The organism is Citrobacter sp. Igbk 16 (assembly GCF_028069755.1).
In the GTDB taxonomy this organism is placed as follows: Bacteria; Pseudomonadota; Gammaproteobacteria; order Enterobacterales; family Enterobacteriaceae; genus Citrobacter.
This window is the reverse complement of record NZ_JANEWJ010000014.1, coordinates 12,934-37,712: the sequence shown is the minus strand read 5'-3', so window position 1 is coordinate 37,712 and position 24,779 is coordinate 12,934. Positions and strand designations below refer to the sequence as shown.

The 24,779-nt window shown below is 51.5% G+C and carries 23 protein-coding genes; 11 read left to right on the top strand and 12 right to left on the bottom strand.

What is annotated here, in order from left to right:
- Positions 1 to 27 precede the first annotated feature (27 nt).
- Positions 28 to 402 (bottom strand): type II toxin-antitoxin system VapC family toxin, encoded by a 375-nt coding sequence (locus NNO03_RS11330; RefSeq protein ID WP_271441464.1) that lies wholly within the window; start codon positions 400 to 402, stop codon positions 28 to 30.
- The gene (locus NNO03_RS11325; protein WP_003825279.1) at positions 402 to 644 is read right to left on the bottom strand and encodes a CopG family transcriptional regulator; all 243 of its coding nucleotides are present in this window, start codon (positions 642 to 644) and stop codon (positions 402 to 404) included. Before NNO03_RS11325 ends, NNO03_RS11330 begins: the two co-directional genes overlap by 1 nt.
- Positions 645 to 849: 205 nt before the next feature.
- On the opposite strand from NNO03_RS11325, the gene NNO03_RS11320 reads away from it, so the two are divergent.
- Positions 850 to 1,764, top strand: a complete 915-nt coding sequence (locus NNO03_RS11320; protein ID WP_271449558.1) for an alpha/beta hydrolase — start codon at positions 850 to 852, stop codon at positions 1,762 to 1,764.
- Positions 1,765 to 1,802: 38 nt separating this feature from the next.
- On the opposite strand, the gene fabY is transcribed toward NNO03_RS11320, so the two are convergent.
- The 6 genes from fabY to NNO03_RS11290 form a co-directional block, all read right to left on the bottom strand.
- Entirely contained in the window at positions 1,803 to 2,744 is a 942-nt protein-coding gene (fabY, locus tag NNO03_RS11315; RefSeq protein ID WP_170974333.1) for a fatty acid biosynthesis protein FabY, read from the bottom strand.
- A 44-nt stretch (positions 2,745 to 2,788) separates the two neighbouring features.
- Positions 2,789 to 3,226, bottom strand: a complete 438-nt coding sequence (gene dtd, locus NNO03_RS11310; RefSeq protein WP_137381428.1) for a D-aminoacyl-tRNA deacylase — start codon at positions 3,224 to 3,226, stop codon at positions 2,789 to 2,791.
- Positions 3,223 to 4,095 carry a virulence factor BrkB family protein gene (locus tag NNO03_RS11305; protein ID WP_137381427.1) on the bottom strand — a complete coding sequence of 291 codons (873 nt, stop codon included), beginning with the start codon at positions 4,093 to 4,095 and terminating at the stop codon, positions 3,223 to 3,225. The genes dtd and NNO03_RS11305 overlap by 4 nt, the downstream gene beginning before the upstream one ends.
- Positions 4,089 to 4,688, bottom strand: a complete 600-nt coding sequence (yihX, locus tag NNO03_RS11300; protein WP_271449557.1) for a glucose-1-phosphatase — start codon at positions 4,686 to 4,688, stop codon at positions 4,089 to 4,091. The genes NNO03_RS11305 and yihX overlap by 7 nt, the downstream gene beginning before the upstream one ends.
- 105 nt (positions 4,689 to 4,793) lie before the next feature.
- A complete protein-coding gene (locus tag NNO03_RS11295) occupies positions 4,794 to 5,597 on the bottom strand; it encodes a DeoR/GlpR family DNA-binding transcription regulator (RefSeq protein ID WP_202037272.1) in 804 nt (267 codons plus the stop codon).
- 33 nt (positions 5,598 to 5,630) lie between these two features.
- The gene (locus NNO03_RS11290; protein ID WP_271449556.1) at positions 5,631 to 6,527 is read right to left on the bottom strand and encodes a sugar kinase; all 897 of its coding nucleotides are present in this window, start codon (positions 6,525 to 6,527) and stop codon (positions 5,631 to 5,633) included.
- A gap of 166 nt (positions 6,528 to 6,693) precedes the next feature.
- On the opposite strand from NNO03_RS11290, the gene yihU reads away from it, so the two are divergent.
- The 8 genes from yihU to ompL all read left to right on the top strand — a co-directional run bounded on the left by yihU (position 6,694) and on the right by ompL (position 16,326).
- Positions 6,694 to 7,590, top strand: coding sequence for a sulfolactaldehyde 3-reductase (gene yihU / locus NNO03_RS11285; protein ID WP_271449555.1), 897 nt, complete (start codon positions 6,694 to 6,696; stop codon positions 7,588 to 7,590).
- 10 nt (positions 7,591 to 7,600) lie between these two features.
- Entirely contained in the window at positions 7,601 to 8,476 is an 876-nt protein-coding gene (yihT, locus tag NNO03_RS11280) for a sulfofructosephosphate aldolase (RefSeq protein WP_271449554.1), read from the top strand.
- A gap of 15 nt (positions 8,477 to 8,491) precedes the next feature.
- A complete protein-coding gene (yihS, locus tag NNO03_RS11275; RefSeq protein ID WP_271449553.1) occupies positions 8,492 to 9,733 on the top strand; it encodes a sulfoquinovose isomerase in 1,242 nt (413 codons plus the stop codon).
- An 18-nt stretch (positions 9,734 to 9,751) separates the two neighbouring features.
- The gene (locus NNO03_RS11270; RefSeq protein ID WP_271449552.1) at positions 9,752 to 10,594 is read left to right on the top strand and encodes an aldose-1-epimerase; all 843 of its coding nucleotides are present in this window, start codon (positions 9,752 to 9,754) and stop codon (positions 10,592 to 10,594) included.
- 37 nt (positions 10,595 to 10,631) lie between these two features.
- A complete protein-coding gene (locus tag NNO03_RS11265; RefSeq protein ID WP_271449551.1) occupies positions 10,632 to 12,668 on the top strand; it encodes an alpha-glucosidase in 2,037 nt (678 codons plus the stop codon).
- Between the two features lie 45 nt (positions 12,669 to 12,713).
- On the top strand, positions 12,714 to 14,099 hold the full coding sequence (locus NNO03_RS11260; protein ID WP_271441457.1) for an MFS transporter: 1,386 nt from the start codon (positions 12,714 to 12,716) through the stop codon (positions 14,097 to 14,099).
- Between the two features lie 46 nt (positions 14,100 to 14,145).
- Positions 14,146 to 15,567 (top strand): MFS transporter, encoded by a 1,422-nt coding sequence (locus NNO03_RS11255; protein WP_271449550.1) that lies wholly within the window; start codon positions 14,146 to 14,148, stop codon positions 15,565 to 15,567.
- Between the two features lie 66 nt (positions 15,568 to 15,633).
- Positions 15,634 to 16,326, top strand: a complete 693-nt coding sequence (ompL, locus tag NNO03_RS11250; protein WP_271449549.1) for a porin OmpL — start codon at positions 15,634 to 15,636, stop codon at positions 16,324 to 16,326.
- Positions 16,327 to 16,396: 70 nt separating this feature from the next.
- Here ompL and NNO03_RS11245 read toward each other — a convergent pair whose 3' ends face one another.
- The 4 genes from NNO03_RS11245 to typA form a co-directional block, all read right to left on the bottom strand.
- On the bottom strand, positions 16,397 to 17,662 hold the full coding sequence (locus tag NNO03_RS11245) for an MFS transporter (protein WP_271449548.1): 1,266 nt from the start codon (positions 17,660 to 17,662) through the stop codon (positions 16,397 to 16,399).
- A 101-nt stretch (positions 17,663 to 17,763) separates the two neighbouring features.
- Positions 17,764 to 18,744 carry a sugar phosphate isomerase/epimerase gene (locus NNO03_RS11240; protein WP_271449547.1) on the bottom strand — a complete coding sequence of 327 codons (981 nt, stop codon included), beginning with the start codon at positions 18,742 to 18,744 and terminating at the stop codon, positions 17,764 to 17,766.
- 8 nt (positions 18,745 to 18,752) lie between these two features.
- A complete protein-coding gene (locus NNO03_RS11235) occupies positions 18,753 to 19,463 on the bottom strand; it encodes a GntR family transcriptional regulator (protein ID WP_271449546.1) in 711 nt (236 codons plus the stop codon).
- A 227-nt stretch (positions 19,464 to 19,690) separates the two neighbouring features.
- Complete coding sequence (gene typA, locus NNO03_RS11230) at positions 19,691 to 21,514, bottom strand: ribosome-dependent GTPase TypA (protein WP_003028641.1); 1,824 nt, start codon at positions 21,512 to 21,514, stop codon at positions 19,691 to 19,693.
- A 379-nt stretch (positions 21,515 to 21,893) separates the two neighbouring features.
- On the opposite strand from typA, the gene glnA reads away from it, so the two are divergent.
- Both glnA and glnL read left to right on the top strand, forming a co-directional pair.
- Positions 21,894 to 23,303: a glutamate--ammonia ligase gene (gene glnA, locus NNO03_RS11225; protein ID WP_137381412.1), complete on the top strand. Its 1,410-nt coding sequence runs from the start codon at positions 21,894 to 21,896 to the stop codon at positions 23,301 to 23,303.
- 416 nt (positions 23,304 to 23,719) lie between these two features.
- Complete coding sequence (gene glnL / locus NNO03_RS11220) at positions 23,720 to 24,769, top strand: nitrogen regulation protein NR(II) (protein ID WP_008786986.1); 1,050 nt, start codon at positions 23,720 to 23,722, stop codon at positions 24,767 to 24,769.
- The last annotated feature ends 10 nt before the right edge of the window (positions 24,770 to 24,779 follow it).

The following is a 24,779-nucleotide window of genomic DNA, read 5'->3' as shown; positions in this document are numbered from 1 at the left end:
ACCACCGGGCGGCGTAAGTCGCCCGGGTTATAACGTATATGGCGTGACCACGCCTGATATGCCTGCAAAATCCTTGGTATTACGCGTAACCAGTGTAAGACGATGAATCTGCGCAGTGGCCAAAATAATGGCATCCGGCAATTTCATCCCATGCTCCTGCCTGATACTCACGCTTCGTTCAGCAATATCCTGTGAAACGCCGATCACGTTAAAAGCGCCTAGCGCAACGCGAGTACGGGCTTCCTGATGGTATTTTTTTGCGCCCACCATCACCTCCATCCATGTAATGAGGCTGATTGCGTTCTGTGGCGACCATGTTTCTATCGCTAGTTTTGCTTCATTTCTCCCGCTAAACAGGTCGATGAGGATGTTGGTATCAAAAAGCGCTAATCCTTTGACCATTACCATTCCTCACGAAGTTTACGCTGGTATTCAACACCATCTTCCTCACAGCCTTGCCACAGCCCAAGAGCACGTGAAATAGCTGTTTCAGCCTGATCCTGCCTTTCAAGATATTGTTCAACGGCCTCCCGTAAGAGTTCTGCTCGCGGCAGGTTGCGCTGAACCTTGAGGTCATCAAGGCGTTTAATCACCTCATCTGATAAATCGAGTAAAATTCTGCCCATATCCATTCCAGCCATCATACTCACATATACCTCCAGTATATCATCGGCGATTAATTTCCACACAACATACACTTGAGAAAAGCGGGAAAATAGCCTTCACACTAACGATTTTTACTTTTGCGAGCCACTTTCCAGAATCATACATCCCCCTACTTTTCCGATTTTCATCCGTGGTAATCCAGGTTATAAAGCTGTATATCCATACAGATAAGAGAAATAATAAATGGCACTGGAAAGCGGGATTGCACAGCGGGTTGAGGCGTTTATTGCGGCGGGGCGACCTTCTGCACGCGAGCAGAATATTGATGACCGGAGGGCTGGCTACATCGCCAGTACGGTACTGGCCGGAGAAACAGAATCCCGCGTGCAAGTTGAAGATATTGAACTCGAAACCATGACGTTTCGCGTTGTTTCGCCACGGGGCGCCATGGGAAACCTACCCTGCGTGATTTATTATCACGGCGGCTGCTTTGTCAGCGGTGGATTCGCTACACATGATAACCAGCTAAGGCAACTCGCCTGGTACAGCGGCTGTCGGGTCATTGCGGTACAATATCGCCTCGCACCAGAGCATACTTTCCCAGCAGCACACGACGATGCCGAAAAAGGCGCTAGCATCATTTGGAAGTATGCAGAGAAACTGGGTGTCGATCGCACGCGCATCACGCTCGCTGGCGACAGTGCTGGCGGACATCTGGCGTTCGTTTGCGCCTTGCGCCTGAAAGCCGCACAGCAATGGCAACCTGCACAACTCGTGCTGATTTATCCCATGCTCGACGCAACCGCCAGATTTGAGAGCTACACCCGCAATGGACAGGATTACATCATCACACGTGACACACTGCTGTCTGGTTACGAGATGTATATGCCACAGACTGACCCATACCATCCGGAAGTCAGCCCGCTGTGGCGCGACGATTTCAACGGGTTACCGCCGACCCACATCATTACCGCTGAATTTGACCCACTGTGCGATGAAGGAGAAGCCCTGTATCACAGGCTTCAGAAGCAAGCCGTGGACTGCACCTGCCAGCGCTATCTCGGCGTCATCCACGGATTTTTTCAGTTAGGAGGCGTAAGCCAGACGGCACGAAACGCAATGCGCGACGTGGCCTGGCGAGTTGCAACACGCGAGTAAAACGCGAATCGGGTAGCGTGAAGAGTAGGGATTTCCTCCTACTCTTCTTCATTCCCACCTTCGACGTAAGGACCAAACGGCTTCGCAGGCAATACGATATACGTGCCTTCAAACACCACGCCCGCCGTATCGTCACCAAAAAGCTCCACCTGCATCTGCACACGTGCCTTGCGGCCTCTTGCCAGACGGTCCAGGTCACCGCTCAATGAGCCCAGATCGGCGATAGCAGTAGGCTTCCCGGTGATCGGCTTGCTGTAGCGGATATGTGCATCGGCGAGGATAATCGTTCCTCCCAGATGACGCTCACGCAACATCAGCCAGATAAGCCCCCAACCGGTAAGCGTTGCCAGCGAGAACAGGCTTCCGGCAAACAGGGTGTGGTGCGGATTCTGGTTCCCTGTCTCGGGCATCGTGGTAATAAATTTCTGCCCGGTATATTGCTGAATACGCACGCCCATTTTCTCGCTTAACGGAATATGTTCGTACCAGGCCTGCTGTAGTTGCCCACACCAGTCACCACGATGAAGAATATCGTCCAGCGTCGCAATGGGCTTAATCATCAGGAAGTGGCGGACCGGTGTGGTTTGCGGCGTGGTGATTTCCCCCTGGCTTACAAACCCCAGCTTGGCGAAAAATTCCACCGCATCCTCACGAGCGCTACAGGTGACGCGCTTCACCCCTTCCTGGCGTGCCACGGATTCAAGGGTCATCGCCATCAGTGTTCCGAGCCCCTTTTCTTGCACCGAGGGGTCTACAGCCATAAAGCGTATGGAGGCTTCGTTATCCGCATTGATATACAGACGCCCTACCGCGACCAAATTACCTTCTTCGTCCACCACCATCTGATGGTGTGCCATTGCGTCCCAGGCATCCCGTTCGGAGCCTTTTGGCTGGTGCAGGGGTTTACGCAGCATTTCCCAGCGAAACTGGTAGTAACGCTCCAATTCTTCTTCTGTTTGCGGTACTCGAAGGTGATACATAGTTGTATTCTCTCTTGTTACCCGCGACCACGCCGGAAGCTGGTTCATACTTGTAACCAGAACGTCACGGGGCCATCATTAACCAGCGAAACCTGCATATCAGCAGCGAACCGCCCGGTTTGCGTGTTCATCTCCTGTTGGCGGCAGCGCTCTACAAAATATGTGTAAAGCGCCTCTGCCCGATCGGGTGCTGCGCCTTTTGAAAAACCGGGGCGCATGCCGCGTTCGGTATCGGCCGCCAATGTAAACTGTGAAACCACCAGCACGCTGCCACCTGACTGCTGCACATTCAGGTTCATTTTGCCTTCGGCATCGCTAAAGATTCGATAGCCGAGTACGCGTTCGCACAGGCGGTTCGCTTTCTGTTCGTCATCATCCCTTTCGACACCTAACAGGACCAAAAGTCCTGGGCCAATTTCACCCGTCACCTCACCCTCCACGGTGACGCTGGCACGGGTTACGCGCTGAATTAATGCAATCATGGTTGCTCTGCTTCTTCTTGTTCTGCGGCTTGTTTAAGTTTGCGGTATTCCCCGAGAGTGACAGTTATTTCCGCGCCTAGCAAGACGATACACCACGTCCAGTAAACCCAGACGAATAAAATAGGGATCACCGCCAGGACACCGTAAATGAGCTGATAAGACGGGAACATCGTGATATAGAGCGCAAATCCTTTCTTTCCGGCTTCGAACAGCACAGCAGCAACAAAGGCACCGATTACCGCATCGCGATTGGGGACTCGCGTGGTGGGTACAATGCTGTAAAGCAGCCAGAACGACAGCCAGGAAAGTACCAACGGGAAAATACGCAGTACGTTATCAATCACCGTGTTGAGATCGCTGGCCCAGCGCAACGACAGCAAATAAGAACTGATTGCCAGGCTGGCTCCCGCCAGCAGCGGTCCCAGCGTTAATATCATCCAGTAAACGGCAAAAGAGTACACTTTGGGCCGCGTGCGCTTACTGCGCCAGATGGTATTCAACGCGCTATCGATGGCATACATCAGCAATAAGGCGGTTACAATCAGCCCACATGCCCCAACAGCAGTCATTTTGTTCGAGTTTGCGACAAACTGTTCGATATACCGCTGGATGACATCGCCAGTCGCCGGAATAAAGTTAGCGAAAATGAAATGACGGAGTTGAATGCTAACATCGGAAAACATCGGAAATGCAGCGAAAAGAGCAAAAACAACGGCGATAAGCGGCACTAATGAGAGCAATGAAACGTAGGCAAGATTTCCTGCCAGCGTTGTCATATGGTCCTCATCAATGCGCTGCCATAATAGCTTCAGCCAGGCCCATACAGGACGCGTATGATGCCTGGCTTTTTGATGCAAAAATTTTAGCATAACAACTTCGCGAAATAGTCAGGGATGGTCGTTTTATCGACGACCTGGATACTGGTGATCCCTAACTGGTTAGCCCCTTCAATATTATCGGCGTTGTCATCAAAAAAGACCGTATCGTGCGCAGAAAAACCTTCTGACTGCAGAACGTGCTGGTAAATCCGTGCTTCCGGTTTACGCATGCCCAGTTCCTGAGAAAGATAAATGTGATCGGCTGCCTGGCGGATTTCGGGATACTCATCCGGCCAAAACGTTGTGTGCAGGCGGTTAGTATTCGATAACACAACGACACGATGCCCTTGCTCGCGCAGCTTATGCATGATGTCGATAACTTCGGGGCGTAATGCGACAAAAACGGCCTGCCAGCCGTGGGAGAACTGCTCATAACTCAAAGGCAACGCCATGTCATGACACAGCGCCTCGGCGAAGGCCTCATCTGTTATTTCGCCTCGCTCATGCTGGCGAAAAGCCTCCCCCATCGTGAAACTTTGCTTTAGTGAAGCCAGCGGTACACGGCTCAAATCGCTCCATGTGCCTAACACGCGATTGAAGTCGATATCGACAATCACATTACCCAAATCAAAGATATAGAGCATGTCCTTCTCCTTTCTCGCCGTGGATGAATAACTGTAGCGGGAAAGGAGAAGTTTGACTATGCGTGCGTGATGACTTCGAACGAATCAGAGCACCAAAGAGCGAGATCACATAGCCAGCGCATCATCCTGAGAAGGACTCACTTGCACAATTTCAACCTGCTGTGACTGAAGGAGATTGTGCAACGCCGGACCAGGATATTCATCGGTGAACAGCGCAGTTACCTGCGACACATTACCAATCTCTACTGCGGCAGAGGCCGTGTATTTCGTATGATCCGCTGCCAGCAGAATGTGCCGGGAATGGGACATCATCGTTTTTACTACACTGGCTTCGTTAACATCAAATTCCAGCAGCGCGCCATCGCTTTCAATCGCACCCACACTGGTCACCAGATAATCGGCGCGAAAGTCAGCGACAAACGCTGTAGCAGAAGGACCGATAATACCGCTGTTATGCGGGCGCAGCGTCCCTCCGGGAACCATTACTTCAAAACGCGGGTTGTTATACAGAATATGCGCCACGCGCAGGCTGTTGGTGATGATGCGCAAATGGTTATGGTTTAACAGCGCCCGCGCAACCTGCTCAACGGTAGTACCAATGGTAATGAACACCGTTGAGCCGTCGGGAATGTAATCCGCTACCGCTTCCGCGATGGCTTTTTTCTCTTCCGTCCAGGAGACTTCACGCTGTTCGAACGCCGTATTGACCACGCTGGAGGCTCTACCTGCTCCGCCGTGATGACGCGTAATTAATCCCTGTTCGCTTAACTTACGAATATCACGACGCACGGTCTGGGTGGAAACATCCAGCAGACTGGCAAGTTCGTCAATATTCATATAACCGCGCTCGCTAATCAGCATCAGCAGTTGATCGTGTCGCGGGTTACCGGTCAGTTCGGTAAGACTCATGAAATTTCCTCGAAAAACCATTGCCCTGGCATTTTATACAAAAAGTGACAGAAAAGATCGGGTTTGATCACAGTCAGGGATCCCCGCACGTCCGCCCGGACGCGTACACTTCAGTGCCGCGACGCCACTGGCAAACCTGACGGCGTCTTCCTGCGCGGACCCACAGGCCAGACTAAATGCCAGCGCACCGTGAAAAACATCACCAGCACCGGTGGTATCGACCACATCGACTAAAAATCCTGGCTGATGCTGCACTGCATTATCTTTTATCCAGTCACACCCCTCACTGCCACGCGTCACATAAACATGACCATTTGTGAGCATTTGTGCTTTTTTCAGTCCAGAATCAGTCTCCGTTGCCCCCGTCAGTCGCGCCAGCCCCGGTTCAGAGAACGCAGCATGATCGCTCAATGCCACCAGTTCACTGATGTCCTGCGGCGTAACGTCGCCATCCAGCACGGTCATCACCCCTGACTGACGCGCCAGCGTGAAGGCCTGTTTTGCCCCTTCGTGCCAGCGCACGTCTGCCAACACCACATCCCACTGAGAAAAATCGATCTCCTTCAGCCAATCAGCATCCGGCAGTAAGTCCGGGCTGGGATAGTTAACAATAATTCGCTCTCCCTTCGCGTCGACCATAATCGCCGACTGTGAAGAGTTCGCCCCTGCATAGCGCCGGGTGTAACGCGTATTTACCCCCAGGGATTCCAGCTCTGCCAGCAGGCTGTTTCCGGTGTCGTCATCGCCCACACGGCCAATAAAGTCCACCTGTGCGCCCAGCTTCGCCGCAGCCACAGCCGCAGTCGCAGCAGGCCCACCGCCCACTTCGGTATACCGCTTCGCCACATATTTACCTCCTTCAGTCGGTAAACCTTCTACGTAATAGATGCGATCCATCACGGTAATACCCACACAAGCAATACGAATCATGGTCATTCCTTAGGCGTTTCAAGATGGGATCATTTTAATTTCACAAAATGTTTAAAAAGTGACGGCTGTCAATTTTTTGACCATAAATTACAAATACGATCAAAAACAGACAGAAAAAGACGACTTTAAATGACAGAAAATGACATCCACGTCTCAGGAGAACGTTATGGCAGTTATAGCATTTATCGGATTAGGTCAGATGGGTTCCCCCATGGCGAGCAACTTGCTAAAGCAGGGTCATCAACTCAGCGTCTTTGACGTTAACCCGGATGCCGTTCAGTGCCTGGTGGAAAAAGGGGCGCAGTCTGCCAGCAGCCCGGCTCAGGCAGCAAACGGCGCGGAGTTTGTCATCACCATGTTACCCAACGGCGATCTGGTGCGCAGCGTCTTGTTCGCTGAGCAAGGGGTTTGCGAGAGCCTGTCGCCACAAGCGCTGGTCATTGATATGTCCACTATCCATCCGCTGCAGACCGACAAACTGATTAGCGACATGGAGGCCAGAGGTTTCGGCATGATGGATTGCCCTGTCGGGCGCACCTCCGATCATGCGATCGCAGGCACGCTACTGCTGCTGGCTGGCGGAACGGCTGAGCAGGTAGAACGCGCCACACCGGTTCTGATGGTGATGGGTAATGAATTGATCAATGCCGGCGGTCCCGGCATGGGGATCCGCGTCAAACTCATCAACAACTACATGAGCATTGCGCTAAATACGCTCTCCGCCGAAGCCGCCGTGTTGTGCGAAGCACTCGGTCTCTCCTTCGATGTGGCCCTGAAAGTGATGAGCGGGACGCCTGCCGGAAAAGGCCACTTCACCACCTCCTGGCCGAACAAAGTGCTGAAAGGCGATCTTTCCCCGGCCTTCATGATCGACTTAGCCCACAAGGATCTTGGCATCGCCCTGGATGTGGCAAATCAACTGCACGTGCCGATGCCGCTTGGTGCGGCCTCCCGCGAAGTCTATAACCAGGCTCGCGCCGCTGGCCGTGGCCGGGAAGACTGGACGGCCATTCTTGAACAGGTTCGCGCATCCGCCGGGCTAAATAAACACACAGATAAGTAAGGACTGAACAATGACGAAGTACACCCTGAAAGACATCACCCGAGCTTCCGGCGGTTTTGCCATGCTGGCAGTCGATCAGCGCGAAGCCATGCGCTTAATGTTTGCCGCTGCGGGTGCGAAATCCCCGGTGAGCGACAGCGTGCTGACTGATTTCAAAGTGAATGCAGCGAAGATCCTTTCTCCCTATGCCTCTGCGATCCTGGTCGATCAGCAGTTCTGCTACCGCCAGGTTGTGGAACAACATGCCATCGCGAAAAGCTGCGGCATGATTGTGGCCGCGGATGAGTTCATTCCGGGTAATGGTATTCCGGTCGATAGCGTGGTGATTGATAAAAAAATCGACCCGCAGGTCGTGAAACAGGACGGCGCGAAGGCGCTGAAGCTGCTGGTACTGTGGCGCAGCGACGAAGATGCCCAACAGCGTCTTGATATGGTGAAAGAATTCAATGAGCTATGCCACGTCAACGGCCTGCTGAGCATTATCGAACCGGTTGTGCGTCCACCGCGCCGTGGCGATAAGTTCGATCGTGAACAGGCCATTATCGAGGCCGCAAAAGAGCTGGGTGACAGCGGCGCCGATCTCTACAAGGTCGAAATGCCGCTGTACGGCAAAGGTACCCAACAAGAACTGCTTAGCGCCTCCCAGCGCCTGAATGAAAACATCAACATGCCGTGGGTCATTCTCTCCTCTGGTGTGGATGAAAAACTGTTCCCGCGCGCGGTCAGCGTGGCCATGACGGCAGGTGCATCCGGCTTTCTCGCCGGACGTGCGGTCTGGTCATCCGTGGTTGGCCTGCCGGATACCGAACTGATGCTGCGCGATGTCTCTGCACCGAAGCTGCAACGTCTTGGCGATATCGTCGATGAAATGATGGCCCGCCGCTAATTCGAGGATGAATAAATGAAATGGTTTAACACCCTGAGCCACAACCGCTGGCTGGAACAGGAAACCGACCGCATCTTTAACTTTGGTAAAAACGCGGCGGTACCCACCGGGTTTGGCTGGCTGGGCAATAATGGTCAGGTCAGAGCGGAGATGGGGACGCATTTATGGATCACCGCTCGTATGCTGCACGTTTATTCCGTGGCCGCATCAATGGGCCGCCCCGGCGCATATCAGCTCGTCGATCACGGAATTAAGGCGCTGAATGGCGCATTGCGTGACACGCGCTACGGCGGTTGGTACGCCTGCGTGAATGATGAAGGGGTCATGGATGCCTCCAAGCAGGGATATCAGCATTTCTTCGTGTTGCTCGGTGCGGCAAGCGCTGTAACAACCGGTCATCCGCAGGCGCGAGTGTTGCTTGATGATGCCATCGAAGTGATTGAGAAGTACTTCTGGAGTGAAGATGAGCAGATGTGCCTTGAGTCCTGGGATGAAGCCTTCAGCCAGACGGAAGATTATCGTGGCGGCAATGCCAACATGCACGCAGTCGAAGCCTTCCTGATTGTCTATGACGTTACCCACGACCGTAAGTGGCTCGATCGCGCACTGCGTATCGCTTCAGTGATTATTCACGATGTTGCCCGCAGCGGTGAGTATCGCGTCAACGAGCACTTCGATTCGCAGTGGAACCCGATCCGCGATTACAACAAAGATAACCCTGCGCACCGCTTCCGCGCCTACGGTGGCACGCCAGGACACTGGATCGAGTGGGGCCGTCTGATGCTACATCTGCACGCCGCACTGGAAGCGCGCTTCGAAACCCCTCCCGCCTGGCTGCTGGAAGATGCCAAAGGCTTGTTCCACGCCACCATTCGCGATGCCTGGGCACCGGATGGTGCGGATGGGTTTGTCTACTCGGTGGACTGGGACGGTAAGCCGATCGTTCGCGAAAGAGTGCGCTGGCCGATAGTCGAAGCGATGGGTACCGCCTACGCCCTGTATACCCTCACTGGTGATAGCCAGTACGAAGCCTGGTACCAGAAGTGGTGGGATTACTGCATCACCTACCTGATGGACTACGAGACGGGTTCATGGTGGCAGGAGTTGGACACCGACAACAAGGTGACCACCAAAGTCTGGGACGGCAAGCAGGATATTTACCACCTGTTGCACTGCCTGGTGATCCCACGTCTACCGCTGGCACCGGGGTTGGCTCCTGCCGTTGCCGCCGGCCTGCTGGATATCAACGCTAAATAAGCCAGGAGATAAGCAGCCATGCATAGCGGTGGAAAAACCCTTCATCTTCAGGCCGGGCACTACCAGGCAAAAATTGTCACGGTTGGCGCGGGGCTGGCGGAACTGACGCATCGTGGGCGTCACGTCGTTATTCCGCACAAACCTGAAGAGATGCCGTTGGCACATCTGGGGAAAATACTCATTCCCTGGCCAAATCGCGTGGCAGACGGCTGCTATCAGCATAACGGCAAAGCCTTCCAGCTTGCCGTTAACGACCCCGTTTCACATACCGCCATTCATGGATTGCTGGCCTGGCGAGACTGGCAGATTGACCAACAGTCGGCATCGGAAGTGGTGCTGACTATTTTTCTGCCGCCCTCGTATGGCTATCCCTTTGCGCTGATTTCAGAGGTGATTTACCGGCTGGACGCCACCAGCGGGCTGCATGTCTTTATTCATACACAAAATGTGGGTGACGAAACGGCACCGTATGGCGCGGGCGCACACCCCTATTTGACCTGCAACCTGCACAGTATTGATGACTGTGAATTAGTACTGCCGTCGTGCGAAGCCACACAGGGAGAGTGGGATTTCACAACACCGCAGGTCATCGCGAAAACCTCGCTTGATCATACGTTCAAGGTCTTACCGTCCGGGAATGAGTGGGAAGTCAGAATGACCAACCCGGCACAAAACATGTCCACATACCTGCGTAGCCACCAGCCCTGGCTGCAGGTTTATACCGGTGAAAAATTAGCACGCCGTGGCCTGGCAGTTGAGCCGATGACCTGCCCGCCAGACGCCTTTAATTCCGGGGTTAGCCTGATTCTTCTCGCCCCCGGAGAAGCACACCGAATGCATTTTTTAATCGGCTGTGAATAACAGACTACCGAATTACCCTACATTTACGGAGACTATAATGAATTCGTTACTACAGCGGCCAGCCGCCTTAGAACTCAAAGCATTACAGGACGGATTTACCTTAACGTATCAACAGCGTCTGATTTTACGCCATAGTGCCGAAAACCCCTGCCTGTGGATCGGCACAGGGGTTGCCGATATTGATATGTTCCGCGGTAACTTCAGTATTAAAGACAAGCTCAATGAGAAAATTGCCCTAACTGACGCCACGGTCAGCGAATCCCCGAACGGTTGGCGTGTAGATTTCAGCCGCGGTAATACCATCACTGCCACACTACACATTTCCACCGATGAACAGGGTCGCCTGAAGCTGGATCTGCATAACGACGATCTCAGCCATAACCGCATTTGGTTACGTCTGGCCGCCAGGGCGGACGACCACATCTACGGCTGCGGTGAACAGTTCTCTTACTTCGACTTACGCGGCAAGCCCTTCCCATTGTGGACCAGCGAACAGGGCGTGGGTCGGAATAAGAATAGCTATGTCACCTGGCAGGCGGATTGCAAAGAGAACGCCGGTGGCGACTATTACTGGACCTTCTTCCCGCAACCGACCTTTGTCAGCACGCAGAAGTACTACTGCCACGTTGATAACAGCTGCTACATGAATTTCGACTTCAGCGCGCCGGAGTATCACGAGCTGGCGCTGTGGGAAGACAAAACCACCCTGCGCGTTGAGTGCGCCGAGACTTACATTTCTCTGCTGGAGAAACTAACCGCATTGTTAGGTCGCCAGCCAGAACTGCCGGACTGGATTTACGATGGTGTGACACTTGGTATCCAGGGCGGTACTGAGGTTTGCCAGAACAAACTGGATACCATGCGTAATGCGGGCGTGAAGGTAAACGGCATCTGGGCGCAGGACTGGTCCGGGATCCGCATGACCTCCTTTGGTAAACGCGTGATGTGGAACTGGAAGTGGAACAGCGACAACTATCCACAACTGGACAGTCGTATTAAACAGTGGAAAGAAGAAGGTGTGCAGTTCCTCTCTTATATCAACCCCTATGTTGCCAGCGATAAAGACCTGTGCGCGGAAGCCGCAGCACGTGGGTATCTGGCGAAAGATGCCTCCGGCGATGACTATCTGGTTGAATTTGGCGAGTTTTATGGCGGCGTGGTCGACCTGACCAATCCCGAAGCCTACGACTGGTTCAAAGAGGTTATCAAAAAGAACATGATCGCGCTGGGCTGCGGCGGCTGGATGGCGGACTTCGGTGAATATCTGCCGACCGACACGTACCTGCATAACGGTGTCAGCGCCGAGATCATGCACAACGCCTGGCCCGCGCTGTGGGCGAAATGTAACTACGACGCACTGCAGGAAACCGGCAAACTTGGTGAAATCCTGTTCTTTATGCGCGCGGGTTACACCGGTAGTCAGAAGTATTCCACCATGATGTGGGCTGGCGATCAGAACGTTGACTGGAGCCTCGACGATGGTCTCGCCTCAGTAGTTCCTGCTGCATTGTCGCTGGCCATGACCGGCCACGGCCTGCACCACAGCGATATTGGCGGTTACACCACGCTGTTTGACATGAAACGCAGCAAAGAGCTGTTGCTGCGCTGGTGTGATTTTAGCGCCTTCACGCCGATGATGCGCACCCACGAAGGTAACCGCCCCGGCGATAACTGGCAGTTTGATGGTGATGCTGAAACCATTGCCCACTTTGCCCGTATGACCACCGTATTCACCACCCTGAAACCGTACCTCAAACAGGCCGTCGCACAAAACAGCGCCACCGGGCTACCGGTTATGCGCCCATTATTCCTGCACTACGAAAACGATACGCAAACCTACACCCTGAAATATCAGTACCTGCTGGGACAGGATCTGCTGGTCGCACCGGTTCATGAGCAGGGTAAGCACGACTGGACGCTGTATCTACCAGAGGATAACTGGGTCAACGTCTGGACAGGGGAAACTTATCAGGGCGGTGACATCACCGTGGAAGCGCCAATCGGCAAGCCTCCGGTGTTTTACCGCGCGAAGAGTGAGTGGGCGTCACTGTTTGCCACGTTACGCAACATCTAATACGGCTCGCCCGTGGGGAAACTCACGGGCAAATGGAGAATAACAATGAGTCAAAATACAGCCAATCCGGCAACCCTACGCTTGCCGTTTAAAGAAAAACTTGCCTATGGGATGGGTGATTTGGGCTCCAATATCCTGCTGGACATTGGTACGCTCTATTTACTCAAGTTTTATACTGATGTCCTTGGCTTGCCGGGGACTTACGGCGGTATCATTTTCCTTATCGCCAAGTTTTTTACCGCGTTTACCGATATGGGCACCGGGATTATGCTCGATTCGCGACGCAAAATTGGTCCGAAGGGTAAATTCCGCCCATTCGTGCTCTACGCTGCCTTCCCCGTTACCTTGCTAGCGATTGCTAACTTTGTCGGCACACCGTTTGAAATAACCGGCAAAACGGTGATGGCAACGGTGCTGTTTATGCTGTACGGACTGTTCTTCAGCATGATGAACTGCTCTTACGGCGCGATGGTTCCTGCCATTACTAAAAACCCGGATGAGCGCGCTTCGCTGGCCGCCTGGCGGCAAGGTGGCGCAACCCTGGGTTTGTTACTGTGTACCGTCGGCTTTGTTCCAGTGATGAATCTGATCGAAGGTAACTCGCAGTTGGGTTATATCTTCGCCGCCACATTATTTTCCCTGTTCGGCCTGCTGTTTATGTGGCTGTGCTATGCCGGTGTGAAAGAACGCTATGTAGAAGTGAAATCCGTGGATGCAGCAGCGCAAAAACCGGGATTACTGCAATCCTTCCGCGCTATCGCCGGTAACCGACCGCTGTTTATTCTGTGCGTTGCTAACCTTTGTACACTTGGTGCTTTCAACGTCAAGCTGGCAATTCAGGTGTATTACACCCAATACGTACTGAACGACCCAATCCTGCTTTCCTGGATGGGCTTTTTCAGCATGGGCTGTATCTTCATCGGCGTCTTTTTAATGCCGGGAATGGTCAGACGCTTTGGTAAGAAGAAGGTCTATATCGGCGGCCTGCTGATTTGGGTAGCGGGCGATCTGCTTAATTACTTCTTTGGCGGCGGCTCCGTCAGTTTTGTTGCCTTCTCCTGCCTGGCGTTCTTCGGCTCAGCATTCGTTAACAGCCTGAACTGGGCGCTTGTTTCCGACACAGTGGAATATGGCGAATGGCGTACCGGCGTACGTTCAGAAGGGACGGTGTACACCGGATTTACCTTCTTCCGTAAAGTGTCGCAGGCGCTGGCGGGATTCTTTCCTGGTTGGATGCTGACGCAAATTGGTTACGTCCCAAACGTGGTGCAATCGGCAAATACAGTCGAAGGCTTGCGTCAGCTGATCTTTATTTATCCCTGCGCATTAGCAGTGATCACCATTGTGGCCATGGGCTGTTTCTACAACCTTAACGAGAAGATGTATGTCCGTATCGTTGAAGAGATAGAAGCGCGTAAACAACCTGTTTGATAATAATAATGAATAGCGCCTTACGGGGCGCTATTAAGGAGCGATTATGTCTGACCATGATCCGCTAACGCTAAAACTGAGTCTGCGTGAAAAATTCGCCTACGGAGTGGGTGACTTCGGCTCAAATTTGATGCTGTGTATCGGCACGCTGTATCTGCTTAAATTTTATACCGATGAACTAGGGATGCCGGCCTGGTACGGCGGAGTAATCTTTCTGGTGGCGAAATTCTTCACTGCCTTCACCGATATGCTGACCGGTGTATTGTTGGACTCACGACGCAATATTGGCGCCAAGGGGAAATTCAGACCCTTTATTTTGTATGCGTCGTTTCCCGTCGCATTGGTTGCCAGCGCGCAGTTTTTAGCCACAGACTTTACCTTGACGGTGAAAACAGGTCTGGCGACGGTGTTGTTTATGCTGTTCGGTTTGTTCTATAGCCTGATGAACTGCTCCTACGGTGCGATGGTGCCTGCAATCACGAAAAACCCACATGAACGCGCTCAGCTCGCCGCCTGGCGTCAGGGCGGTGCCACCATTGGCCTGTTATTGTGTACCGTTGGCTTTATGCCGATTCAGGCGCTATTTGTCAGTTCCCCCTCATTGGGTTATCTGATTGCCGCACTGATCTTTTCGGTCTGCGGACTGTTCAGCATGTGGTGGTGCTTTAGCGGTGTGAAGGAGCGCTATATCGAAATCGTGCCGGATCACCATAAACCCAGCATGCTCAAATCGTTCTGTGCAATTTTCCGTAACCCCCCCCTGTTGGTGCTATGCCTTGCCAACCTGTGTACGTTGGCAGCATTCAATATCAAGCTGGCGATTCAGGTTTATTACACCCAGTACGTGCTCAATGATATCCACCTGCTCTCCTGGATGGGGTTTTTCAGCATGGGGTGCATTCTGGTTGGCGTACTGCTGGTGCCCGCAGCCGTGAAACGTTTCGGTAAAAAGCAGGTTTATCTTGGTGGCCTGGCGCTATGGGCTCTCGGTGACATCCTGAATTTTCTCTGGGGCAGTACATCACTTCTCTTTGTCACTTTCTCGTGCATGGCCTTCTTTGGGACGGCATTCGTAAACAGCCTGAACTGGGCGCTGGTCCCGGATACGGTGGATTATGGGGAGTGGAAAACGGGGATACGTGCTGAAGGTTCCGTCTATACGGGTTATACCTTTTCACGCAAAATTTCTGCGGCGCTGGCCGGTTTCCTGCCAGGTATTATGCTGACGCAAATCGGTTATATCCCCAATATCGTCCAGAGTGATGCAACCTTGCTGGGTTTGCGCCAGCTTATTTTTCTCTGGCCCTGTGGGTTGGCAATTATTGCGGCCATCACGATGGGATTTTTTTATAAACTTAGCGAAGCCCGTTTTGCTTTTATCATTGAGGAAATCAGCCAACGGAAGAAAAATAACATTCAACCAGAACGCATTAGCCATAAAAAGAAAGCCTCTGCTGTAAACATATAAAAATAATTGCCGCTTATTCCATCTTAATGGATGGCGGCCTCCCTACGCTTAAAAAATGGATTTATTATGAAAAAATTAAATACAATAATTCTCTTATCCTCTGTGGCATCCACCTCTGTTTTCGCCGGCGCTTATGTAGAGAACCGTGAAGCTTACAATCTGGCCTCCGATCAGATGGAGGTCATGCTGCGCGTCGGCTATAACTCCGATATGGGTGCGGGTATCATGCTCACCAACACCTACACCATGCAACGCAAAGATGAGCTAAAACATGGTTATAACGAAATAGAGGGCTGGTATCCGTTATTTAAACCGACAGATAAATTAACCATCCAGCCCGGCGGACTGATAAACGATAAGAGTATTGGTTCGGGTGGTGCCGTTTACCTGGATGTTAACTATAAATTCACCCCGTGGTTTAATCTGACAGTACGTAACCGATATAATCATAATAACTACAGTTCCACTGATTTAAACGGAGATCAGGATAACAATGACACCTATGAGATTGGTAACTACTGGAACTTCACTATTACCGATAAATTTTCCTACACTTTTGAGCCGCACTATTTTATTCGAGTAAATGACTTCAATAGTAGTAATGGTAAAGATCATCATTGGGAAATTACCAATACGTTTAAATACCGCATCAACGAGCGCTGGTTGCCCTATTTTGAGTTACGCTGGTTAGATCGCAATGTCGAGCCGTATCACCGCGAACAAAACCAGATTCGTATTGGTGTGAAGTATTTCTTCTAACCTCCCTGTCAGTACAAAAAAGCCGCTGATAGTCAGCGGCTTTTTCATGCTTTCCACACACTCCACCGCATTAGGCCTCTGCGGCTTCCAGCATTTTCTTGCGCTGGCTAATCCGCTTAACCAGCATCACGGAGACAATCGCGCCGCAGAAGGCGAAACACGCCATAATGCCAAACACGATTTTATAGCCGATAAGACCCGGGTTTAAATCCAGAATATATCCGTACAGGCTGAAACAGAACATCGCGGGGGCGTATCCGATAAAGCTGCCCAAAGCCATTGCAGCACCCGTTTGGTTCTCAGCAATTTTAGCTTCACCAATCGGGGCAAAGAAAACGGCACGCTGTGTAAATACGATGGCCCCAAAGCCCAGCGTACACATCATACCTAAATAAACCGGCATGCTTTCATGTGGCAGAACCATCAGCAGAACCAGAGCCACCGTACTGATCATGAACGTATAGCATAAGTATTTACTGGGGGACTTCAGGATTTTATCCGAGATCATCCCACCAATCGGACCACCAACCATTTTCAGGCAATACTGGTTAATGATCCCGTAAGCACCCACCAGCGCGACCGGCAGCATGTAGATGTTTTTCAGGAACGGAATGAAGAACGTTAATCCGCAATACACGGCATAGACAAAGAAGACGTTGAAGGCGATTAACCAAATAGTCTTATCCTTCAATACCGATGTCATGCTGGGATTTTTCGGCGCCTCTTCGGCAGTCTGCACTTTTGCCGCAGGCGCTTCTTCTTTATCGTTCAACACAAAGAAGATGATGACCCCCACCATAATCACGATGGCAGAGTAGAACCAGATACCCGCTTTGAATCCCAGTAGCCCACTACCAAACCAGGTGAAGACAGCCAGCGCGGAAAACGCAACAACCGTATCAACAATACCGCGTCCCGTCTCAAAGAAACCAAACAACCGCCCTTGCTGTTCGCTATTACCCAGCCGGCTGACTGATTTTAGTAGCACGGGCCAGTTCATCATGTCACAAGTCACGCCAAACAGTGCCCAGACGAAGAGGATCCCCCAATAGCCAGGCATCGTGGTCAGATAGACCCCCAACAACCCCGTCGCAATCAGAGATAACGACATCGTGTATTTACGTGGCAGTTTATCGGCAAAATAAATAGATAAGAAAAAACCCACGGTTGTCACAAATGAGTTCACGGACATCGCATTACCAATCTGCCCATTGGTCAAATGGAAATATTCCTGCATCGGAATATAGAACGCATCCTTCAGTGAAGGCAATTTATAAATTGTACCACCGCACAGCGTTAACAGGCTAAAAAGCGCCCATTTCTTTTTTGTGAGCATAGCATCCCCTAAATGATTACATAAATCATTTGTTTTGAATAATAAAAAGCCGTCCATTCACCAGGAATGGATAAAGAATCCTAAAAGTAAATTACAACTTATTATTTGGTTAGAATAACATGTGCCTCATTTTTAATTTGCTGCAGAACACTGCGTACAAATTTTAATTGCTGAATAGCATCATGTTTTTCTTTAATCAGACGGTCTTCGAGAAGTTCAGGTTCCGGCAGCGGCGTTTCACTCATCTGACGCCACGGGATCCACGGATTATCCCCCTCATTCTCAAAACGAAATGCTGGCGCATAATAATCAACTTCTTCTTCCAGGCCATATGCCGTTACTTGCGGTTTATCATCACCCAGGCAGATCAGTTTTGTCAGCAGTTCCTTAAACGGCATATCCCCCTGGCCGGAGGTGCAGGCTTTGTGGCCTAATCCTTCCTTCTCATTTACGATTAGTGCGTCTTTAATATGCACCTGAGTAATATGCGGCGACATTGTATCTAACGCCGTTAATGGCTGCTCGTTAGCGTTGATCATGTTAGCAAAATCAAAGAGTAGCGAGAGAGACGTCATGTCACTGTTCTGAACTAACGATACCAGTTCATGGCTCTTCAAATCTTCATGTTGTTCTAAGGTGAAAGTCAGACCGCTATCCTGATAGTGCTCACGTAGGTAGTGGATATCCTGCGTAATCATCGCGAGAACATCCTGGAGATTGCCTTCATAGCGCGGATAAAATCTTACTGACGAGGCCCCCGTTTTTAATGCAATAGATACAGCCTGGTCTATGGATTTTTTATCTGAAGCGCTGGTTTCGATATGTATATCCAGTTGCAGCTTACGCGCTTTATCGCCAAACGCGGACAGCTCATTGTTATTCATATTTTCAAGAGAATAACGTTCACCATCAAGAACATGGATTTTCACGCCATGTAGATTATTTTCGTTCGCAATATCTAATAAATCACTCGGTAATATACGTTCAAGCCGCATATTCAAATGATAAGCGTAAGCGTGCAGATAAAGTGGGAGATTATCTACACGCGCCAGAATTTTATGTGCATTATCTTTAGTGACCATAAACATACCTACAAGTTAATGAAGAGATCAACTGCTTCAAAGCGCCAATACTCGATATCTATTTGCACGATGTTGCCATCGTTATCAGCCCGATGCTTTTCAATAAGAATGGCTGGCATTCCGGTAGAACCACCAATGAACTTACTGATATCACCCACCATTCTGACGGGACGGAAAGCCAGTTTTTTAATTACAGTTTCTTTTTTATATTCATTTTCCCACACAGAAGAAAACGACTGACTTTCAAGCTGCTCAATAAATCCTGGCGCAACTTTCGGGTTGATGTAGGTTTCGTGATAAAAAACCTTATGTCCCTCCAGTGCTCCCCAGCCGGTAATCCTATACAGCTCATCAGACGGCATAGCAGACACCAGGGGGGCAACAACTTCTGGGTATTGAGACACCCGACTTTTTTCGATAAACCCCCAGGACGGCTCTCTGCCCTGCTCAATTGCGGCACGCTGGAAGCTGGCTGAAAGTTCCGGGCTGTAGTTAAATCGGGCCTGGGTGACGAACCATCCCTTGCGATCTTTACGAAAGATTCTGGATTCAGATTCCAGGTTTAATAACGCCTGACGTAAGGTCATCCGTTTGATGCCCAGCAGCTCTCCCAACTCTCTTTCTGAAGGCAATTTGCCACCAGGCGTAGTGAGCCCTTCTTTTAACCAACGGTCTAACTTCTCTTTCGCATTCTCAACGGTCGACTGATTATTCGTCATTGTTTAATCCATTTGGTTTAAACCAGATGGTTAATCATACGCTGACGTCGAAAACGAAAGCAAACCCCCTCCGCGAGCTTTAGAAATAATTGTGACAAAGCTCTCTTATGACGGGGGTCATACAGAAAATGAGAGCACATGCGTGGAGTTTGCCCAGAAATCAGGAATGACAGGCAAAAAAAAACCCCACCTCATAAGGCGGGGTCTTGTCACGAGAAGAGCGTTAATTACTCTTCTTTCGCGCCACGCATTGCACGGCGACGATCGTTTTCAGTCAGGTGACGTTTACGAATACGGATAGAAGTTGGTGTTACTTCTACCAGTTCGTCGTCATCGATGAATTCCAGAGCCTGCTCCAGAGTCATCTTAACCGGCGGAACCAGAACCGTTGCTTCGTCAGTACCGGACGCACGCATGTTGGTCAGTTTCTTACCGGTCAGGCAGTTTACAGTCAGGTCGTTAGAACGACTGTGAATACCGATGATCTGGCCTTCGTAAACTTCAGCACCGTGACCCAGGAACAGCTTACCGCGGTCCTGCAGGCTGAACAGTGCGAACGCAACTGCTTTACCCTGGCCGTTGGAAATCAGTACGCCGTTCTGACGCTGACCCACATCACCCGCACGAACGTCGTCGTAGTGGCTGAAAGTGGAGTACAGCAGACCGGTACCGGAAGTCATGGTCATGAATTCTGAACGGAAGCCGATCAGACCACGGCTTGGGATCACGTAGTCAAGACGTACGCGGCCTTTGCCATCTGGATTCATGTTTTTCAGGTCGCCTTTACGCTCACCCAGAGCCTGCATCACAGACCCCTGATGCTGTTCTTCGACGTCCAGCGTTACGTTCTCGAACGGCTCTTGTTTACGGCCATCGATTTCGCGGAAGATTACTTTCGGACGGGAAACCGCCATTTCGAAACCTTCACGACGCATGTTTTCGATCAGAACTGACAGGTGCAGCTCACCACGACCGGATACACGGAACGCATCCGCATCTTCGGTTTCTTCAACGCGCAGCGCAACGTTGTGCACCAGCTCTTTGTTCAGGCGGTCAAGGATCTGACGAGAGGTAACATATTTACCTTCTTTACCACAGAACGGAGAGGTGTTTACGCAGAAGAACATGGTTACGGTCGGTTCATCAACGGACAGAGCCGGCAGCGCTTCGACGTTCTGCGGGTCGCAGATGGTGTCGGAGATGTTCAGTTCGCCCAGACCAGTGATCGCGATGATATCGCCTGCTTCGGCAATATCACTCTCGATACGTTCCAGACCCAGGTGGGTCAGAACTTTACCGACTTTACCGTTACGGGTTTTGCCTTCGCTATCAATGATAGTGATCTGCTGGTTCGGTTTAACTTTACCGCGTTTGATGCGACCGATACCGATTACGCCAACGTAGTTGTTGTAGTCCAGCTGGGAGATTTGCATCTGCAGCGGGCCATCAAGGTCTACGTTCGGAGCCGGTACGCGATCAACGATGGTCTGATACAGCGGAGTCATGTCTTCAGCCATGTCTTCGTGATCCAGACCAGCGATACCGTTCAGCGCGGAAGCGTAAACGATCGGGAAGTCCAGCTGCTCGTCGGTAGCGTCGAGGTTAACGAACAGGTCAAATACCTGGTCAACAACCCAGTCAGGACGCGCGCCAGGACGGTCAACTTTGTTGATAACAACAATTGGCTTCAGGCCATGGGCAAAGGCTTTTTTGGTCACGAAGCGCGTCTGCGGCATCGGACCGTCCATTGCATCCACCACCAGCAGCACGGAGTCGACCATGGACATTACACGTTCAACTTCACCACCGAAGTCGGCGTGCCCTGGGGTATCAACGATGTTGATACGGTAGTCATTCCATTTGATAGCGGTGTTTTTAGCGAGGATGGTAATCCCACGCTCTTTCTCCAAATCGTTGGAGTCCATCACGCGCTCTTGGGTTTCAGCACGTGCATCGAACGTACCGGATTGTTGGAGCAGCTTGTCTACCAGGGTCGTTTTACCATGGTCTACGTGCGCGATGATGGCGATGTTACGCAAATTTTCGATCACAACTTTGCCTCAGGCATTTTAGAAATAGCGCGTTATTGTACACGGATTAATCGCAGTACAAAACAGGATCACAAACATCCTCCGCAAACAAGTATTGCAGAGTTTCTTTGTGATCACATTCACGGAGCGTTAAAAGGGGTAATCTGAGGTGCTTTGCACCAATATGGTGCTTAATGTTCACATTGAAGCACTATAATGGTGCAACACAACCTTCATGGTGCAGCCCCTTTGCACGATGGTGCGCATGATAACGCCTTTTAGGGGCAATTTAAAAGTTGGCACAGATTTCGCTTTATATTTTTTACGGCGACACGGCCAATTTTTGCAGAATTGAAGACTTCGTTACCACGACGACAATGACCAATCCGGGAGAGTAAGTATGTCCGCTGAACACGTTTTGACGATGCTGAACGAACACGAAGTGAAGTTTGTTGATTTGCGCTTCACAGATACTAAAGGTAAAGAACAGCACGTCACTATTCCTGCTCACCAGGTAAATGCCGAATTCTTTGAAGAAGGCAAAATGTTTGACGGCTCCTCAATCGGTGGCTGGAAAGGCATTAACGAATCAGACATGGTTCTGATGCCAGATGCTTCGACTGCACTCATCGACCCGTTCTTTGAAGAGTCTACCCTGATCATCCGTTGCGATATCCTGGAACCAGGTACGCTGCAGGGTTACGACCGCGACCCGCGCTCCATTGCGAAACGCGCTGAAGAGTACCTGCGCGCTACCGGCATCGCAGACACCGTTCTGTTCGGGCCAGAGCCAGAGTTCTTCCTGTTTGACGACATCCGTTTCGGCGCGTCTATTTCCGGTTCCCACGTCGCTATCGATGATATCGAAGGCGCATGGAACTCCTCCACCAAATACGAAGGTGGCAACAAAGGTCACCGTCCTGGCGTCAAAGGCGGTTACTTCCCGGTTCCTCCGGTAGATTCTTCTCAGGACATCCGTTCTACCATGTGTCTGATCATGGAAGAGATGGGTCTGGTTGTTGAAGCGCACCACCACGAAGTCGCGACCGCTGGTCAGAACGAAATCGCAACCCGCTTTAACACCATGACTAAAAAAGCGGACGAAATTCAGATCTACAAATATGTCGTTCACAACGTTGCGCACCGTTTCGGTAAAACTGCGACCTTTATGCCAAAACCTATGTTTGGCGATAACGGTTCCGGCATGCACTGCCACATGTCCCTGTCCAAGAACGGCGTAAACCTGTTCTCTGGTGACAAATATGCAGGTCTGTCTGAGCAGGCGCTGTACTACATCGGCGGCGTTATCAAGCACGCTAAAGCGATCAACGCCCTGGCGAACCCGACCACCAACTCTTACAAGCGTCTGGTCCCGGGTTACGAAGCACCGGTCATGCTGGCTTACTCTGCCCGTAACCGTTCTGCATCCATTCGTATTCCGGTAGTTGCTTCTCCGAAAGCGCGTCGTATCGAAGTGCGCTTCCCGGACCCGGCAGCTAACCCGTACCTGTGCTTCGCTGCACTGCTGATGGCTGGCCTGGACGGTATTAAGAACAAGATCCACCCAGGCGAAGCCATGGACAAAAACCTGTACGACCTGCCGCCGGAAGAAGCGAAAGAGATCCCACAGGTTGCAGGCTCTCTGGAAGAAGCACTGAAAGAACTGGATCTGGACCGCGAATTCCTGACCGCAGGCGGCGTGTTCACCAATGAAGCGATCGATGCGTACATTGCGCTGCGTCGCGAAGAAGATGACCGCGTGCGCATGACTCCGCACCCGGTAGAGTTTGAGCTGTACTATAGCGTTTAATCTTATATTAAAAATCCGACGAATTTCACGTTGCGGCAAGGCGGCAACTGAGCAAGTCCCCAGGAGCATAGGTAGCTATGTGACTGGGGTGAGCGAAGGTAGCCAACGCAGCAGCGGCGCGAAAGACGTCAGGAGTTTTTGAGTTGCCGTGGAACTTTTAGCCTGCTCAGGCAGGCTTGAGATCGATGGCGAATGATAGGACGCCTGATGGCGCAAACTTATTAGGCCTGGAGGGTAGCATTACCTTGTAGGCCGGATAAGGCAAAGCCGCCATCCGGCATCTATGTTTGCCAGTCATCTGTAGCCCATCCCAGGATGGGCTTTTTTCTCCACTAACAACCTGCTTTTTAGCGCTTTTTTGATGTAAAAAGCTATAATGCACTAAATTGGTGCAACACTTTTCAGGAGACTGCTGAATGGCAACCGGCACGCTGCCCGATGCTGGGCAGATCCTCAATTCGTTAATCAACAGCATTTTACTCGTCGACGATGAGCTGGCGGTGCATTACGCCAACCCGGCGGCGCAACAGCTGCTCGCGCAAAGTTCCCGCAAACTGTTTGGCACACCGCTTCCCGATCTGTTGAGTTATTTCTCCTTAAACATCGGACTGATGCGAGAGAGCCTGGAAGCGGGTCAGGGCTTCACGGATAACGAAGTGACGCTGGTGATAGACAGCCACTCACATATCCTCTCTGTGACCGCGCAGAGGCTGCCTGATGGCCTTATCCTGCTGGAGATGGCGCCAATGGATAACCAGCGTCGTCTGAGCCAGGAACAACTCCAGCATGCCCAGCAAATCGCCGCGCGCGATCTGGTGCGTGGTCTGGCACACGAAATTAAAAATCCGTTGGGCGGCCTGCGCGGAGCGGCTCAGCTTCTTAGCAAGGCGCTTCCGGACCCAGCGCTGACGGAATATACCAAAGTCATTATTGAGCAGGCTGACCGCCTGCGTAATCTGGTTGATCGCCTGTTGGGGCCGCAACAGCCAGGTATGCATATCACGGAAAGCATTCATAAAGTGGCAGAGCGCGTGGTGGCGCTGGTGTCGATGGAGCTTCCCGAAAACGTCACGCTGATTCGTGATTACGACCCTAGCCTGCCAGAACTGCTGCACGATCCGGATCAGATAGAACAAGTTCTGCTGAATATCGTGCGTAATGCGCTACAGGCGCTGGGACCGGAAGGCGGAGAAATTATTCTGCGCACCCGCACCGCGTTTCAGCTCACGCTGCACGGTATGCGTTACCGTCTGGCGGCACGTATTGATGTTGAGGACAACGGTCCGGGCATTCCCTCGCATTTGCAGGATACGCTGTTCTACCCAATGGTCAGCGGCCGCGAAGGCGGTACCGGACTTGGATTATCCATCGCCCGTAATTTGATCGATCAACATTCCGGCAAAATTGAATTTACCAGTTGGCCGGGTCATACCGAATTCTCGGTTTACCTGCCTATCAGGAAATAAAGGTGACGTT

Bases quoted from the DNA above. Each gene is read 5' to 3' on its own strand.
- NNO03_RS11255 (WP_271449550.1), top strand. From the start codon at position 14,146: ATGTCTGACCATGATCCGCTAACGCTAAAACTGAGTCTGCGTGAAAAA.
- NNO03_RS11260 (WP_271441457.1), top strand. From the start codon at position 12,714: ATGAGTCAAAATACAGCCAATCCGGCAACCCTACGCTTGCCGTTTAAA.
- NNO03_RS11295 (WP_202037272.1), bottom strand. From the start codon at position 5,597: ATGAGTCTTACCGAACTGACCGGTAACCCGCGACACGATCAACTGCTG.
- NNO03_RS11290 (WP_271449556.1), bottom strand. From the start codon at position 6,527: ATGATTCGTATTGCTTGTGTGGGTATTACCGTGATGGATCGCATCTAT.
- yihX (WP_271449557.1), bottom strand. From the start codon at position 4,688: ATGCTCTATATCTTTGATTTGGGTAATGTGATTGTCGATATCGACTTC.
- NNO03_RS11320 (WP_271449558.1), top strand. From the start codon at position 850: ATGGCACTGGAAAGCGGGATTGCACAGCGGGTTGAGGCGTTTATTGCG.
- ompL (WP_271449549.1), top strand. From the start codon at position 15,634: ATGAAAAAATTAAATACAATAATTCTCTTATCCTCTGTGGCATCCACC.
- NNO03_RS11305 (WP_137381427.1), bottom strand. From the start codon at position 4,095: ATGCTAAAATTTTTGCATCAAAAAGCCAGGCATCATACGCGTCCTGTA.
- NNO03_RS11235 (WP_271449546.1), bottom strand. From the start codon at position 19,463: ATGACGAATAATCAGTCGACCGTTGAGAATGCGAAAGAGAAGTTAGAC.
- dtd (WP_137381428.1), bottom strand. From the start codon at position 3,226: ATGATTGCATTAATTCAGCGCGTAACCCGTGCCAGCGTCACCGTGGAG.
- yihU (WP_271449555.1), top strand. From the start codon at position 6,694: ATGGCAGTTATAGCATTTATCGGATTAGGTCAGATGGGTTCCCCCATG.
- glnL (WP_008786986.1), top strand. From the start codon at position 23,720: ATGGCAACCGGCACGCTGCCCGATGCTGGGCAGATCCTCAATTCGTTA.
- NNO03_RS11240 (WP_271449547.1), bottom strand. From the start codon at position 18,744: ATGGTCACTAAAGATAATGCACATAAAATTCTGGCGCGTGTAGATAAT.
- yihS (WP_271449553.1), top strand. From the start codon at position 8,492: ATGAAATGGTTTAACACCCTGAGCCACAACCGCTGGCTGGAACAGGAA.
- NNO03_RS11270 (WP_271449552.1), top strand. From the start codon at position 9,752: ATGCATAGCGGTGGAAAAACCCTTCATCTTCAGGCCGGGCACTACCAG.
- NNO03_RS11245 (WP_271449548.1), bottom strand. From the start codon at position 17,662: ATGCTCACAAAAAAGAAATGGGCGCTTTTTAGCCTGTTAACGCTGTGC.
- NNO03_RS11265 (WP_271449551.1), top strand. From the start codon at position 10,632: ATGAATTCGTTACTACAGCGGCCAGCCGCCTTAGAACTCAAAGCATTA.
- fabY (WP_170974333.1), bottom strand. From the start codon at position 2,744: ATGTATCACCTTCGAGTACCGCAAACAGAAGAAGAATTGGAGCGTTAC.
- glnA (WP_137381412.1), top strand. From the start codon at position 21,894: ATGTCCGCTGAACACGTTTTGACGATGCTGAACGAACACGAAGTGAAG.
- NNO03_RS11330 (WP_271441464.1), bottom strand. From the start codon at position 402: ATGGTCAAAGGATTAGCGCTTTTTGATACCAACATCCTCATCGACCTG.
- yihT (WP_271449554.1), top strand. From the start codon at position 7,601: ATGACGAAGTACACCCTGAAAGACATCACCCGAGCTTCCGGCGGTTTT.
- NNO03_RS11325 (WP_003825279.1), bottom strand. From the start codon at position 644: ATGATGGCTGGAATGGATATGGGCAGAATTTTACTCGATTTATCAGAT.